The following is a 13,097-nucleotide window of genomic DNA, read 5'->3' on the forward strand; positions in this document are numbered from 1 at the left end:
CTCGAACGGGCAAGCGGATCGGGGTCAGGGCCGTGCGAGCCCGCCGCGCGAGCGCGCAGCCCGCGACCACGTCAATCCTCCGGCCCGCCCTCCGCGTGGTCGAGTCGGCGAAGGGGCCGGGGCACCCCGGATCACCCGATGGGCGTGCCGGGCATTTTCGCGGACGGTCCGCTCAGGCGAAGCCCGCGAGGTGGCGCAGGGCCGCCGCGTGGAGTTGCGGGTTGGCGGCGGCGACCACGCGGCCGTCGAAATCCGGGGTGAGCGGGCGCCCGGTCCAGTCGGTCATGACGCCGCCGGCGCCCTCCACCACGGGGCCGAGCGCCATCACGTCGTAGACCTTGAGGCCGGCCTCCACCACGAGGTCGCAATGGCCCGAGGCCAGGAGCCCGTAGGCGTAGCAGTCGCCCCCGAAGCGGCGCAGGCCCACGGCGGCGCTCAGGGCCGCGAAGGCCTCGGCGTCGCCGCCCCGGAACAGGTCCGGGGAGGTCGCCAACAGGCGAGCCTCGCCCAAGGCCCTCCGGCTGGTGCGGATCGGCTTGCCGCCGAACCAAGCCGCCTCGCCGTTGCCGTGCCAGCGCTCGGCCAGAGCCGGCATGTCGATAAGGCCGAGCAGCGGCCGGCCGCCGCGCACCAGGGCGATCAACGTGCCGAAGAGCGGCATGCCGGTGATGAAGCTCTGCGTCCCGTCGATGGGGTCGACCACCCAGGTCAGCTCGCGGGAGAAGTCGCCGCCCTCCTCCTCGCCGAGGATGCCGTGCTCGGGGTAGGCGAGGCGGATCTCGGCGCGCAGGCGGGCCTCGATGCCGCGATCGGCCTCCGTCACCGGGCTCGCATCGGCCTTGGCCTCGACGGCGATCGGCGTCCGGAAGTGCCGGCGGGCCAGGGGCCGGACGCTGTTGGCGAGGTGATGGGCGAAGGCCATCAGCCCGTCGGCGGAGGCATCGAAGCCCGCCGGCGCGGCGCGGGACGGAATCATGGCGGTCACCTTGGGGAATCCGGAACCGGCGGCCGTCACAGCAGGCGCAGCCAGCGCGGCCAGTCGGGATGGTGGAACAGGGTGCGGGCGCGCCCGAGCTTCCAGGTCCCGTACTTGTAATAGTCGAAGTCGAGGGTGGAGACGCGCTCCTGGATCATCGCCCAGGTCGCCCATTTGAGGTCTCCGAGCGCCTTCAGCACCTGCGTGCGGGCGGCGAGACTCGGCGTCCAGCGGCCCCAATACGCCTCGATCATCTCGCGCTCGACATCGGCCGGGAAAGCCATCTCGTCGAACCAGAGGGCGAGCTCGTAGGCGCGCTCGTTGTTGGAGGCGTACTCGAAGTCGACGAGGCGGACCCGGTCGTCCCCGTCGAGCATGAAGTTCCCGGCGAGCGTGTCGTTCATGCAGGGCACGAGGTCGAGGCCGGAGGCCGTCAGCGCCGCCCTGGCCTCGGCGGCGCGCCGCGCCAGGAAGGCGCCGTCCTGCGGCACCCGGCCGCCGACCTCGGCCACCTGGCGGTCGTGCTCCTCGATCATGTCGAAGATCGTCTTGGTCAGGCTCAGGCGCGGCGAATCGTTGAAGGCCCGCAGCGCCTGGACCGCGTTGTGGCGCACCTCCCGCCGCAGGAAGTCGAGGTTCGAGGAGGCGCGGAACGTCTCCAGGAAGGCGAAGATCTCCACCCCCTCCTCGGGCAGGTAGTCCAGCACCGCGACCCCGACGCCGCAGGCCTGCGCCCGCCGGCTCGCCTCGTGGGCGGCTTCCCGCGCGATGAACATCTCGGTGCCGCGCCCCGGCACCTTGAGGAAGACGTCCTCGCCGGCGCCCGCCCGGACCCGCCAGTTGGTGTTGCTGATGCCGCCGGAGACGGGCCGGTAGCGCAGGTCCTCGCCGGCCCAGCGCGGGACCCTCGCGAGGATCGCCTCCAGCGCCCGCTCCGCCTCGCTGGCGGCTTCGCCCATGGCGATCCAGCTCATCGCGCCCTCCCCGCGCATCGTGTTGCACCCTTTCGCGCCGGATGTTGCATCACAGATGGCGCAGCCAGAGCTCGAAATCGCGCGCCGCGATGGTGGTGCGCGCGTGCAGCAGCCGCCACTGGCCGTACTTGAAGAACTCGATCCCGGGCCGGCGCGACGTGACCGCCCGGGTGACGCCCCAGAGCCCCCACATCAGGTCGTCCACCGCCCCGTAGAGGCGGCAGCGGTGGAACAGCGCCTCCTCGCAGCGCCCGGCATAGATCTCGATGGCCCGCCGGCGCTCGGCGTCGAAGGGGTAGGCCTCGTTCAGAAGCGCGCCGACCTCGAACCAGGGGTCGTTGTCCCCGGCGAGATCGAAGTCGACCAGCCGGACCCCGTCCGGTTTCACGCCCCCGCCCGGAGCCGGGCGGAGCATGAGGTTGGAGGCGGTGCCGTCGTTGCGGCAGAACGCCCGGTCGAACCCGGCCGCATGGATCGCGGCGCGGATCAGTCTCGCGCTCGCCAGAAGGGCGTCGATGTCCTCGGGCAGTGGCGCCGCGCAGGCCCGCGCCTCCTGCGCCAGCCCCTCGATGCGCGCGAACGGGCAGAAATCCTGGCCGAGCGCTTCGGCGGCATGAAGGCGCCGCAGGGTGCCGAGAACCTGGGCCATGGTGCCGGCGTCCTGCAGGTCGCCGACACGGGCGTAGCGCCAGGGTTCGGGCAGATCCACGAGACCGAGGACGCCCTCCGCCTCCACCAGCACCTTCGGCCCGAGGCCGAGGCGCCCGGCCCGGCGCGTCGCCTCCGGCATTGCCGGGAGCACGTCGCGAAGCATGTCGGCGTGTCGGACCTTCAGGAACACCGGGTCCGCGCCGTCGACCCGGACGCGTACGCAATCGGAGGCCACCGCCCGGTGCGTCGGCGAGGCGACGGGGGCGGCCGCGAGGCGAAAGTGCGTCGTCCGCCCCCGCCAGGCCGGCACCTGCGCGAGGGCGGCCTCGACCCGTTCGTCGAAGCCCGGTTCGGCCGGCATCGTCATGGCGAGGCCTCCCCGCATGCCGCCGCCGGATCGCCGCCGCAGCGGCAGAGGCGCTCGGCGGCGTCCCGCATCACCGCGAGGCCGGCGGCGAGGTCGTCGGGCGCGGTGGCCTCGGCCTCGTTGTGGGTGATGCCGGCGATGCTCGGCACGAAGACAAGGCCGGTGGGGCAGATCCCGAGGAAGCTGAGGGCGTCGTGCCCGGCGACCGTGTCCATGCGCAGTGCCTCATGGCCCGTGGATGCCGCGCTATCGGCGAGAAGCCGGCAGACCGCCTCCGGCAGGGCACGGCTCGGGCGCTCGCTGCGTCCGGCGATGGTGAGATCGGTGCCGGCCCGGTCCGCCGCCGCCCGCAGCAGCGCGTCGGCGCGCGTCCCCGCCTCGGCGAGGATCGCGTCTTCGTTGGAGCGCAGTTCCACTGAGATCTCGACCCGCCCCGCCACCACGTTGGCAGAGTTCGGCGCGACTTGGATTCGGCCGACGGAGGTGTGCAGGAGCCCGGGCCATCCCTCGGCCATGGCACGGATCTCCGCGATGGCGTAGGCGGCCGCGAGCAGCGCGTCGCGGCGCCGCTCCATGCGGCCCGGGCCGGTATGCGCCTGCGCACCGGTGAAGACGGCCTCGATCTTGGTCGCGCCCCAGTTGCGGCCGACGACCCCGATGGGACGCCCAGCCTCCTCCAGGACGGTGCCCTGCTCCACGTGCGCTTCGAGATAGCAGGCCGGGCGCGGCGGCGCCGGGTCGCTTCCGCGATAGCCGATGGCCGCGAGGGCGTCGCCGAGGCTCATGCCGTCGTCGTCCCGGACGCCCAGGGCGTCGGCCGCTTCGTGCCCGCCCAGATAGGTGGCGCTGCCCAGCAGGCTCGGTCGGAAGCGCGCACCCTCCTCGTTGGTCCAGTTCACGGCACAGAAATCGGCCGCGAAGCGCTTGCCGGCGCGCCGCGCCCGCATCAGCCCGTCTCCGACCCGCAGGGCGACGGCGACGCCGTAGGTGCCGTCGAGGCGCCCGGCCAGAACCTGGCTGTCGAGGTGGGAGCCCATCATCACCAGCGGCGCACCCTCCCCCTCGGCCAGGGCGAAGAGGCCGAACTGGTTACCGACCGCGTCGATGCGCAGCGTGCCACCGGCCGCGCGGACTTCCTGTCCGAAGAGGTCGCGGGCCGCGCCGTCGGCGGAACTGGCGCAGAGCCGGGTCACGCCGCCGCCCGGCGTGGCGCCGCAGGCGGAGAAGCGTGCGAGGAGATCTTGGAGGCCGGCGCGATCCGTCGACGCCTGCCCGGCGTCAGGTGTGGATGATTTCGATCTCATGCCGGGCGAACACGTCCTGGAAGGGCGCGGGCGGCGGCTTGTCCGTGACGACACTCAGCCTCTCGCCGAGACCGAAGGTGCAGAGGTTGGCCTGGCGCCCGAACTTGCGGGAATCGGCGAGCAGCACGGCCCGGCGCGACTGTCCCCTGAGGGTGCGCCGGAGTACCGATTCGTGTTCCTCGTAATCCATCCAGCCGTGGTCGAGATCGCAGGCGGCGATCCCCATGAAGGCGATGTCGAAGAAGTAGCGCTGGGCGTAGGCCACGGTCTCGTAGCCCACCAGCGCGTTGTCGTTGCCCCGCAGGGTACCGGGCGTGAGGTTGACCCGGGCCGGCCCGCCGCCGAGTTGCAGGGCGACGTCCACCGAGTTGGTGGTGACCGTGAGGTTGCGTCCGGTCAGGCGCCGGGCCAGGGCGAGCGTCGAGGTGCCGGTGTCGATGAAGACCGACATCCCGTCGTGCACCAAGGCTTCCGCCAGCACCGCCACGCGCGCTTTTTCGCGGGTGTTGAGCTTGCCACGTTCCTGCAGCGGGCGCTCCTGGTCGAGCCGTGGCGGCACCGCCCCCCCGTGGATGCGTCGGAGCAGGCCGCGCTCCTCGAGCATCTTCAGGTCTCGTCGGATCGTCTCTTCCGAGACCTTCAGGAACAGGGCCACATCCGCGACGCCGACCCGTCCCGTCCCATGCAGGCGGGACAGGATTTCCTGATGGCGATGATCCGTCAGCATGGTCGGGGGCCGTCCTACCGTTCACGCGATGATAACGGCGATGCGTGCCTGCGGTCGCGAAGGAATGCGCGTCGGGTGTGCGGTATCCCATGCTCGTTTGCGTTGTGATGCAACCGATGCGCCGCCCAAGTGGGCCGGCTTGCTTCAAGGTCATGCCTGATCGGTCAGAACCCACACGCACGTAGCGTCTCCCCGCAGTCTCGGTCGCGGCGCGCCCATGCCCGCATGGATGACGTGTCACGCCTGCACGATCCGGCGATTGCCTGGAGGATCGCGCGCTCATCTACGCCGCTCTCGGGCATCGGCGTCAATCCGCAGCTTTTGGTTTTTGTGGGATTTGTGGATTAGCTGCCTAAATTCGTGGCGCTTTGCCGGTGCCCTGGGCAACTCTGCCCGCGGGATACGCCGCTCCGGATCTGCCTACGCAGAAAGGCGTATGGCCTCCCGTGGCGCGCCGCCGCAGGACCGTTCCGACACGACGAACCGGACGCGAGGATGCATGGCCGCGATCACCGATCTCTACCGCTATCCGATCAAGGGCCTCTCGCCCGAGCCGCTCGCCGCGATGACCGTGAGCGTCGCGCAGGGGCTCCCCTTCGACCGGGATTACGCACTGGCCCTCGGAACCACGTCGTTCGACACGGTCGCGCCGCAGCCCCTCGACAAGGGTTTCTTTCTGATGCTGCGCAACAACGAAGCTCTGGCGGCCCTGCGCACACGCCTCGACCCCGGCACGCATCGCCTGACGATCGAGCACGCCACGCGCGATGCCTTCAGCGCCGACCTCTCCACGCCGGAGGGCCGTGCCGCGACGGAAGCGTTCTTCGTGGATTACCTCGGAGCGGCGACCAAGGGCCATCCGCGCGTGGTGCGGGCGGAGGGGCACAAATTCACCGATGCGAGCGTGCTCTCGCCGGTGATGATGCGCGCGGTCTCGGTGATCAACCTCGCCTCGGTCCGGTCGCTGGAAGCCGCGACGGGGCAGGCCCTCGACCCGTTGCGCTTTCGCGGCAACATTCATCTCGACGGGCTGGAGCCCTGGGCGGAGCTCGATTGGGTCGACCGCGTGGTGCAAATCGGCGCGTTGCGCTTTCGGGGACTCGCGCGCACCCCGCGTTGCGCCGCCGTCAACGTCAATCCGGTCACCGCCGAGCGCGACGCCAACCTGCCCAAGGCCATTCGCCAGCATTTCGGGCACGTCGATCTCGGCGTGTACCTGGAGGTGCTGGCGGATGGAGACCTGCGCGTCGGCGACGCGGTGACGGCCTGAACGAATCTCCCCGGGTTCGGCAGAGGTTCGTTCAGCCGACCAGAGCCGGCGCCCGACGATGATGGGTCGCCTGCTCGTAATCATAGGCGAAGCCGAGGAGATCGGCCTCGCTCCACATCCGGCCGACGAAGATCAGGTTGAAGGGTGCGCCGGAGGCGTAGAGCCCAGCCGGCACCGTGACGCCCGGCAGGCCCGCGATGTTGATCTCGCAGACCGTGGTTTCGTTGATCGCCCGACCTGCGTGAAGCGGGGGCAGTTCGTCGCGCATCTGCGGGAAGACGAGGCCGTCGAGACCGTGCGCCTCCATCACCGCGTCGAAGATCGCCAGATACGCCTCCCGCAAGGCCGTGAAGGCCGAGAGATCGGGCGGGGCGGTCGGGTCCGCGAGGATCGGCGCGAAGGCCGGGATGGCGTGCAGGTAGCGCAGCACGCCGGTCGGTCCGAAGGGGTCCTCGGCCTTCGTGGCTGCCGCAAAGGCCTCGAGGCTGCGGATGGCGGCGCTGGGGCCGAGGCGCTGCAGGTAGAGATGCAGGTCGTAGGGCACCGATTCCATACCGCGCGCGTCGAAGAAATTGAGGCCCGGTGTCGGACGGGCCAGCGCGGCGAATCCCGTTTCGGCGAAGGGGTCGGCCACCAGCGTGGCACCGCGCGCCGTGATCTCCTCCCGAGCACGGGCATAGAGCTCGCTCGCCTCCGCCGAGAGCGGCAGGTCGCGCCAGCCGGGCCCGAACAGGCCGAGGCGCTTGCCCTGGAGCGCCCGGGCGTCGAGGCGGGAGGTGTAGCCGCCCCTCGGGCGCTTGCCGATGCCCGCCACGGTCTTGGGGTCGGCGGGGGTGTAGCCCGCGAGCACGTCGAGGGTGAGTGCCGCATCGCGCACGCAGCGGGCGATGGGGCCGACCACGTCGCGGGTGCTGCCCGCGAGCGGCACCACGCCGGCATTCGGAACCAGGGCGAAGGTCGGCTTGATGCCCACCAGCCCCTGCGCCGAGGCCGGGTTCTGGATCGAGCCGCCGGTCTCCTCCGCGAGCCCCAGGACGGCGAAGCTGGCGCCGACCGCCGTGGCCGTCCCGGCGCTGCTGCCGCCTGGCAGGCTCTCGGGTGCGGCGGAGTTCAGGGTCGGCCCGGCCCAACTGTCGTTGGCATGGCTGCCGGTGGCGCTGAGCACGGGCACGTTGGTCTTGCCGAGCATGACGCATCCTGCCGCCCGCATCCGCGCCACCACGGGCGAATCCGTCTCCGGGACGAGATCGACGCCGCCGGCCCGGGCGCTGAGGAAGTGCCAGCCCGCCGTGGTCGGCAGGCCGGCCATGTCCATCGGGTCCTTGATCACCACCGGCACCCCCGCCAGCGGTCCGAGCGCCTCGCCGGCCGCCCGGCGCGCGTCGACGGCGCGGGCATCGGCCAGGGCGTCCGGGTTCATGATGATGAGAGCATTGTAACGTGGGTTGTGGGCGGCGATGCGGTCGAGGAAGGCCAGGGTGAGCGCCTCGGAGGTGACGCCCCTGGCAAACGCGTCGGCCGCGTCGGCCAGGGTCATCTCGACGACGTCGAAGGGGGCTGGGGTGACGGCATCCATGCCGAATGTCTCCTGATGAGAGGTAGGATGTCGGTCAGGCCATGCCGACGAATTCGTCGATCATCGCCCGGTCGCGGGCGATTTCGGGCGGCACCTCGCGGGTGATGCGGCCCTTCTGCAGGATGAGCACGCGCTGCGAGAGCGAGGCGATGAAGTTCAGATTCTGCTCCACCAGCAGCACCGTGAGACCGCGCTGGCGCCCGATCTCCCGGAGCGTGTCGATGATCTCCTCGATGATCGAGGGCTGGATGCCTTCCGTTGGCTCGTCGAGGAGGAGGATGCGGGGCGCTCCGCAAAGGCAGCGGGCCAGCGCCAGCAACTGCTGCTCGCCCCCGGAGAGGGCGCCGCCCGGGCGGTCGAGATAGGCCTTGAGCCGGGGGAACAGCGTGAGGATGTCGGCGATGGTCGCGTCTTCCCTGGCGCGGGACAGCAGGCAGCCCATGCGTAGGTTCTCGTGGACGCTGAGGGCCGGGAAGATCTCGCGCCCCTGGGGCACGTAGCCGATGCCGGCCCGGGCCCGCGCGGTGGGCGAGAGCCGCGTGATGTCCCGGCCCCCGAAATGGATCGACCCTGCGGCGGCGGGCAGGGTGCCGGTCAGCGTGCGCAGCAGGGTCGACTTGCCCATGCCGTTATGGCCGAGGATGCCGACGAACTCGCCCTCGCCCACATGCAGCGAGACGCCGCCCAGGATGGGGATGCGGCCGTAGCCGGAATGCAGATCCACGACGCTGAGGAGAGGATCGGTCATGCGGCCTGCTTGCCGAGGTAGACGTCGCGCACGCGGCCGTCGGCGAGCACCGTGTCGACGTCCCCCTCGATCAGGATGCGGCCCTGGTTGAACACCGTCACGGTCTTGGCGATCATCCGGATGAACGGCATGTCGTGCTCCACCACGATGACCGCGTGGGTGCGGTTGATCTCGCGGATCAGTGCGGCGGTGCGCTCGACCTCTTCCTTGGTCATCCCGGCGGCGGGCTCGTCGAGGAGGATGAGTTCCGGCTCCTGGGCCAGCACCGTGGCGATCTCGACCCACTGGCGCTGGCCGTGGGCGAGCTGGCCGACGAGGCGGGTGGCGATGCCGGTGAGCTTGAGGCGCGTCAGCGTCTCCTCCACGATGGCGCGGGTGCGGGCCAGCGACTTCTTCCGGCCGGCGGCGACGAAGACGTTCTCGCACACGGACAAACCGTTGAAGACGTTGGGCACCTGCGTCTTGATGCCGACGCCGAGGCGGGCGATCTCGTGCGGGTGGGAGGCCGTGATGTCGGTGTCGCGCAGGTGGATGCGTCCGGCGCTCGCGGTGAGCTGGCCCGTGAGCATCTTGAAGAAGGTGCTTTTCCCCGCGCCGTTGGGGCCGATCAGGCACCGCAGCTCCACCTCGCCGAGGACGAAATCGACTGAATCGACGGCGGTGACGCCGCCAAAGCGCATGGTGGCGCCCCTTGCTTCCAGCAGTGGGCGCAGCGGCGGACCCTTGAGGGGCGCGCTCATCGCTGGATCTCCCCCGCGAGCGCCGCGCCCGGCGCCGGCCCGACGGGCTTTGCCCGCATCCGCCGTCCGCCGAGGGCCTCGCCGAAGCGCAGGAGGAGATTGCGCGTCACCGGCACCAGTCCCTGCGGGATCAGGAGGACGAAGGTGACGAGGATCACCCCGAGTCCGAGGTTGGAATCGATGACGCTCTGCGCGCCGGCCTCGATGGTGAGCCACTGGATCAGCACGGCCCCGAGGATCGGGCCTAGCAGGGTGCCGAGCCCACCCACGAGTACGAAGATGATGACCTGCGCCGACATGGTCAGCCCGAACACTGTGGGGCTGATGAAGCCGCCCCAATTGGCGAAGAAGCAGCCGGCGAGCCCGGCGATCCCGGCCGAGATGGTGAAGGCCAGGAGCTTGTAGAGGCGCGGGTCGTAGCCGATGAGCTGGGCCCGGGTCTCGTTCTCGCGGATCGCCACCACCACCCGGCCGAAGCGGCTGGCCAGGATGGCGCGGAGCACGACGTAGACGAGGACCAGGCTGCCCATGGCGGCGTACCAGATGCCCTCGGGGTCGAGCTGGTTGCCGGCGTCGCCGGGCAGGTTCAGGGCGGGGATCGCCGGGATCCCGTTGAAACCGCCGAGTTCGGCCGCGCCGATCCTGTACTGGCTGCCCGAGGTGGTGTTCACGAGCTGGAACAGGATCACCGACACTGTCAGGGTGATGACCCCGATATAGGCGTCTGAGATCCGGCCGTAGAACATGAAGTAGCCCAGCAGCGCCGCAAACAGCATCGGCACCGCCATGGCGAGAAGCACGGGCAGGGTGGAATCGCCGAGATTCATCACCGCGATGGCGTAGGCGTAGCCCCCGAGCCCCAGGAAGGCGGCCTGCCCGAAGGACATCACGCCGCCATAGCCCCAGATGAAGCCCTGGCTGAGGGCGAACATCGCCATGGCGACGAAGCCCGTCATCTGAACGAGGCCGAACGTGTCGAGGATGTGGGGCGCGCCGACGAGGATGGCGACCCCCGAGGCGACCATGGCGAGGAAGCTCAGGGCCGCCGGGCGGGCCAGCGCGCGATACGGGGACGGGGTCATAGGCTGCGCCTCAGGTAGCGGCCGGTGATGCCTTGCGGCAGAACGCGGATGAGCAGGACCGCGGCGACGAGGAGCGCCACGTCGCCGATGACGGGGGTGGTCTTGAACGAGACGAGTTCGTTGATGAACCCGAACAGGGTGGAGGCGAGGCCCGTGCCGGTCAGGATCGCCGGACCGCCGCCCAGCACCGTGATGAAGGCGCGCGAGATGTAGGCGGCGCCCATGGCCGGCGAGATGCCGGAGATCGGCGCCAGCACGCCGCCGGCCAGCCCCGCGAGGCCGGCGCCCAGCGCGAAGGTCGCCATGTAGATCCGGTCCGGCGAGACCCCGAGGGCAGCCGCCATGGCGGGGTTCTGCATGGTGGCGCGCAGGATCAGCCCGAACTTCGTCAGGCGCAGCAGCAGGTACAGGCCGGCGAGCGCGGCGATCGCCACCGCCACGATGACGAGGCTGTAGAGGCTGGCGCCGTAACGCCCGATCTCGAAGCTGCCGACGGGCGTCGACACGCCCCGCACCACGTTGCCGTAGAGCGTCGAAACGAGGCCGATGAGCCCGAGGCTGATGCCCCAGGTGGCGAGCATGGTGTCCATCATCCGCCCGTAGAGGAAGCGGATGACGGTGCGTTCGAGGATGAGGCCGATGAGGCCGACGACGAGGGGCGGTAGCACCAGCATCGCGACCCAGATGTTGAGCCCGGCATCGGAGGCCGCCACCGCCGTGTAGGCCCCCAGCATCATGAACTCGCCATGCGCCAGGTTGATGATCCGCATCATGCCGTAGATCACCCCGAGGCCGAGGGTGATCAGCGCCAGGGTGGCAATGCCGGCCAGTACGTTGAAGCCGAGGAGGCCGGCGAGATCGGGCGCCATGCTGGGATCTCAGCCCTTCAGGTCGGGGGTGAACTGCTTGTTGGTCTTGGGATTCTTCAGCAGGTCGCAGGCGCCGCCGGTATCGGCCGGGAACTGGTCGCGAAAGCTCGCCAGGACCTCCCACTTCTTGTCCTTCGGCCGTGCCAGGTAGGTGCTGCGGATGGTGTGGTGGGTGGCCCCGTCCATGGTCACCTTGCCGGTGGGGCCCTCGTAGGAGATGCCGGATTCCATGGCGTCGATGACCTTGTCGCGCTCCAGGGAGCCGGCCTTCTTGACCCCCTCGGCCCAGAGCATGATGCCGTCATAGGTGGCGGTGCAGAGTTCGCTCAGATCGGTGACGTCGGCGCCGAACTTCGTCTGCATGCCCTTCACGAACGCGACGCTCTTGGCGTCGGGCAGATCGTTGTACCAGCCGTAGCAGGTGACGATCCCGTTGGTGGTCGAGGCATCCATGGTGGTGAGCTCGTCGCCCAGCCCGAACACCGAGGAGCCGATGGGGATCTTGCCCTTCATGCCGGCGGCGTCCCACTGGCGGTAGAAGCCGGAATGGTTGGCGCCCACCAGCGCCGAGAGAACGAGGTCGGGCTGCGCCTGCTGGATGCGGCTGATGGCGGAGGAGAAGTTCGTCACGTCGAGAGGAAAGAAGTCGGTGCCGGCCACCGAGCCGCCGCCATCCTTCATGAACTTCGTCATCCAGCTCGCGGTGATGTGGCCGTAATTGTAGTCGGCGGCGATGATGTAGGCCTTCTTGCCCCAGGTCTTGAGCGCGTAGTCGACGATGTGATTGACGGTCTGGGCCGGGGTCGTGCCGGTGCAGAAGACGTTGCGGTCGCAGACGCCGCCTTCGTACTGGGTGTTGTAGACGTAGAGGGTCTTCGAGCGCCCGAAGATCGGCCGGATCGCCTCGCGCGAGGCCGAGGTGATGCCGCCCTGGATGACGTCGACCTTTTCCTTGAGGGCGAGCTGCTGGGCGTACTGCGTGTAGAGCTGCATGCTCGACTGAGTGTCGTAGGCGATGACCTTGACCGGCCGCCCCAGCAGGCCGCCGGCCTTGTTGATCAGATCCACAGCGTATTCGGTGGTCTCGATCATGCGCTTGCCCTCGAGCCCGAGGGCGCCGCTGCCGTCGAGGAGGCTCCCGAGCTTGATCGGCTCGGCGGCGAAGCCGTTGCGGGCAAAGAAGGGCATCGCCACCGCGCCCGCGGCCGCCGCCGTTCCGAGCTTGAGCGCGCCGCGCCGGCTGATCGTCGGGTTTGTCATGCGTCGGGCTCCTCGGGATCGTGGCAGGGCGGCGTCGCCCATCGCCGGGCAACGTCAGGATCCGGCAGCAATCCGCTTGGCAAGAGCAATGCCAACAAATCCCACAGATCGGTCATTGCCCAGAATTCGCGTAGCGATGGCCGGCCGTGGTCCGACCCCTGCCGAGCGCTTGGTCAGAACGTCCAGCAGGGCGCCACCGCTGCCGCCTCGAACGCCACACATCGCGCAGGTCGGATCCCTTTCTTCGTCAGTTCATCGCGTGGTGCGCCGGCCTGACGGCGGTGCCGGTTCCGGCGGAAGCGGCAAAAGCCGTACCGTTGAGGCTCCGCGAGGCGTTGCCGGTTCGGGAGCGCGGCGTGCGCAAACCAGCACTCGCCTCGAGGGCCACGCGCAGCCTAGCCTGGCGCATCTCCCGCCACGATCCGAACGCGCCATGCCCGAATGCCTCGTCTTTCGCGTGCCGACCCGTCACCCCGCCGATGTCTCGGGGGTGATGGACCTCATCGCCTCCGGTGCCGTGGCGGCCGGTGAGATCGTGGCGATCCTCGGCAAG

Annotated in this window: 13 protein-coding genes; 2 read left to right on the forward strand and 11 right to left on the reverse strand. The window is 70.0% G+C overall.

The window, feature by feature from the left end:
• Nucleotides 1-172: 172 nt before the first annotated feature.
• The 5 genes from JWQ05_RS08830 to JWQ05_RS08850 are packed head-to-tail and all read right to left on the reverse strand — an operon-like array spanning nt 173 to nt 4,999.
• Nucleotides 173-976, reverse strand: coding sequence for an inositol monophosphatase family protein (locus JWQ05_RS08830; protein WP_299657659.1), 804 nt, complete (start codon nt 974-976; stop codon nt 173-175).
• A gap of 35 nt (nt 977-1,011) precedes the next feature.
• Nucleotides 1,012-1,950 (reverse strand): choline kinase family protein, encoded by a 939-nt coding sequence (locus tag JWQ05_RS08835; protein WP_299657648.1) that lies wholly within the window; start codon nt 1,948-1,950, stop codon nt 1,012-1,014.
• A 49-nt stretch (nt 1,951-1,999) separates the two neighbouring features.
• Entirely contained in the window at nt 2,000-2,968 is a 969-nt protein-coding gene (locus JWQ05_RS08840; RefSeq protein ID WP_299657649.1) for a phosphotransferase, read from the reverse strand.
• Nucleotides 2,965-4,272, reverse strand: a complete 1,308-nt coding sequence (locus JWQ05_RS08845) for a Zn-dependent hydrolase (protein ID WP_299657650.1) — start codon at nt 4,270-4,272, stop codon at nt 2,965-2,967. Before JWQ05_RS08845 ends, JWQ05_RS08840 begins: the two co-directional genes overlap by 4 nt.
• On the reverse strand, nt 4,247-4,999 hold the full coding sequence (locus JWQ05_RS08850; protein WP_299657651.1) for a DeoR/GlpR family DNA-binding transcription regulator: 753 nt from the start codon (nt 4,997-4,999) through the stop codon (nt 4,247-4,249). The genes JWQ05_RS08845 and JWQ05_RS08850 overlap by 26 nt, the downstream gene beginning before the upstream one ends.
• A 499-nt stretch (nt 5,000-5,498) precedes the next feature.
• Here JWQ05_RS08850 and JWQ05_RS08855 point away from each other — a divergent pair, with 499 nt between their 5' ends.
• A complete protein-coding gene (locus tag JWQ05_RS08855) occupies nt 5,499-6,269 on the forward strand; it encodes an MOSC domain-containing protein (RefSeq protein ID WP_299657652.1) in 771 nt (256 codons plus the stop codon).
• A gap of 31 nt (nt 6,270-6,300) precedes the next feature.
• On the opposite strand, the gene JWQ05_RS08860 is transcribed toward JWQ05_RS08855, so the two are convergent.
• From JWQ05_RS08860 to JWQ05_RS08885, 6 genes are read right to left on the reverse strand one after another with little or no spacing between them, the layout of a single operon-like run.
• The gene (locus JWQ05_RS08860) at nt 6,301-7,845 is read right to left on the reverse strand and encodes an amidase (RefSeq protein ID WP_299657653.1); all 1,545 of its coding nucleotides are present in this window, start codon (nt 7,843-7,845) and stop codon (nt 6,301-6,303) included.
• Between the two features lie 34 nt (nt 7,846-7,879).
• Nucleotides 7,880-8,593 (reverse strand): ABC transporter ATP-binding protein, encoded by a 714-nt coding sequence (locus JWQ05_RS08865; RefSeq protein WP_299657654.1) that lies wholly within the window; start codon nt 8,591-8,593, stop codon nt 7,880-7,882.
• The gene (locus JWQ05_RS08870) at nt 8,590-9,333 is read right to left on the reverse strand and encodes an ATP-binding cassette domain-containing protein (protein WP_299657655.1); all 744 of its coding nucleotides are present in this window, start codon (nt 9,331-9,333) and stop codon (nt 8,590-8,592) included. Before JWQ05_RS08870 ends, JWQ05_RS08865 begins: the two co-directional genes overlap by 4 nt.
• Nucleotides 9,330-10,415, reverse strand: coding sequence for a branched-chain amino acid ABC transporter permease (locus JWQ05_RS08875; protein ID WP_299657656.1), 1,086 nt, complete (start codon nt 10,413-10,415; stop codon nt 9,330-9,332). Before JWQ05_RS08875 ends, JWQ05_RS08870 begins: the two co-directional genes overlap by 4 nt.
• The gene (locus tag JWQ05_RS08880; protein ID WP_299657657.1) at nt 10,412-11,284 is read right to left on the reverse strand and encodes a branched-chain amino acid ABC transporter permease; all 873 of its coding nucleotides are present in this window, start codon (nt 11,282-11,284) and stop codon (nt 10,412-10,414) included. The genes JWQ05_RS08875 and JWQ05_RS08880 overlap by 4 nt, the downstream gene beginning before the upstream one ends.
• Before the next feature lie 9 nt (nt 11,285-11,293).
• Complete coding sequence (locus JWQ05_RS08885) at nt 11,294-12,544, reverse strand: ABC transporter substrate-binding protein (protein ID WP_299657658.1); 1,251 nt, start codon at nt 12,542-12,544, stop codon at nt 11,294-11,296.
• 433 nt (nt 12,545-12,977) lie between these two features.
• Between JWQ05_RS08885 and JWQ05_RS08890 the strand changes: the two genes are divergently transcribed.
• Nucleotides 12,978-13,097 (forward strand): ring-opening amidohydrolase (locus tag JWQ05_RS08890; protein WP_299657660.1); only part of this gene is annotated, 120 nt, incomplete at its 3' end.

Source organism: Methylobacterium sp. (assembly GCF_028290105.1).
Classification (GTDB): domain Bacteria; phylum Pseudomonadota; class Alphaproteobacteria; order Rhizobiales; family Beijerinckiaceae; genus Methylobacterium.

What these genes read in the sequence shown, in the direction of transcription:
- JWQ05_RS08830 (WP_299657659.1), bottom strand. Translation starts at nt 976, where the DNA reads ATGATTCCGTCCCGCGCCGCGCCGGCGGGCTTCGATGCCTCCGCCGAC.
- JWQ05_RS08835 (WP_299657648.1), bottom strand. Translation starts at nt 1,950, where the DNA reads ATGAGCTGGATCGCCATGGGCGAAGCCGCCAGCGAGGCGGAGCGGGCG.
- JWQ05_RS08840 (WP_299657649.1), bottom strand. Translation starts at nt 2,968, where the DNA reads ATGACGATGCCGGCCGAACCGGGCTTCGACGAACGGGTCGAGGCCGCC.
- JWQ05_RS08845 (WP_299657650.1), bottom strand. Translation starts at nt 4,272, where the DNA reads ATGAGATCGAAATCATCCACACCTGACGCCGGGCAGGCGTCGACGGAT.
- JWQ05_RS08850 (WP_299657651.1), bottom strand. Translation starts at nt 4,999, where the DNA reads ATGCTGACGGATCATCGCCATCAGGAAATCCTGTCCCGCCTGCATGGG.
- JWQ05_RS08855 (WP_299657652.1), top strand. Translation starts at nt 5,499, where the DNA reads ATGGCCGCGATCACCGATCTCTACCGCTATCCGATCAAGGGCCTCTCG.
- JWQ05_RS08860 (WP_299657653.1), bottom strand. Translation starts at nt 7,845, where the DNA reads ATGGATGCCGTCACCCCAGCCCCCTTCGACGTCGTCGAGATGACCCTG.
- JWQ05_RS08865 (WP_299657654.1), bottom strand. Translation starts at nt 8,593, where the DNA reads ATGACCGATCCTCTCCTCAGCGTCGTGGATCTGCATTCCGGCTACGGC.
- JWQ05_RS08870 (WP_299657655.1), bottom strand. Translation starts at nt 9,333, where the DNA reads ATGAGCGCGCCCCTCAAGGGTCCGCCGCTGCGCCCACTGCTGGAAGCA.
- JWQ05_RS08875 (WP_299657656.1), bottom strand. Translation starts at nt 10,415, where the DNA reads ATGACCCCGTCCCCGTATCGCGCGCTGGCCCGCCCGGCGGCCCTGAGC.
- JWQ05_RS08880 (WP_299657657.1), bottom strand. Translation starts at nt 11,284, where the DNA reads ATGGCGCCCGATCTCGCCGGCCTCCTCGGCTTCAACGTACTGGCCGGC.
- JWQ05_RS08885 (WP_299657658.1), bottom strand. Translation starts at nt 12,544, where the DNA reads ATGACAAACCCGACGATCAGCCGGCGCGGCGCGCTCAAGCTCGGAACG.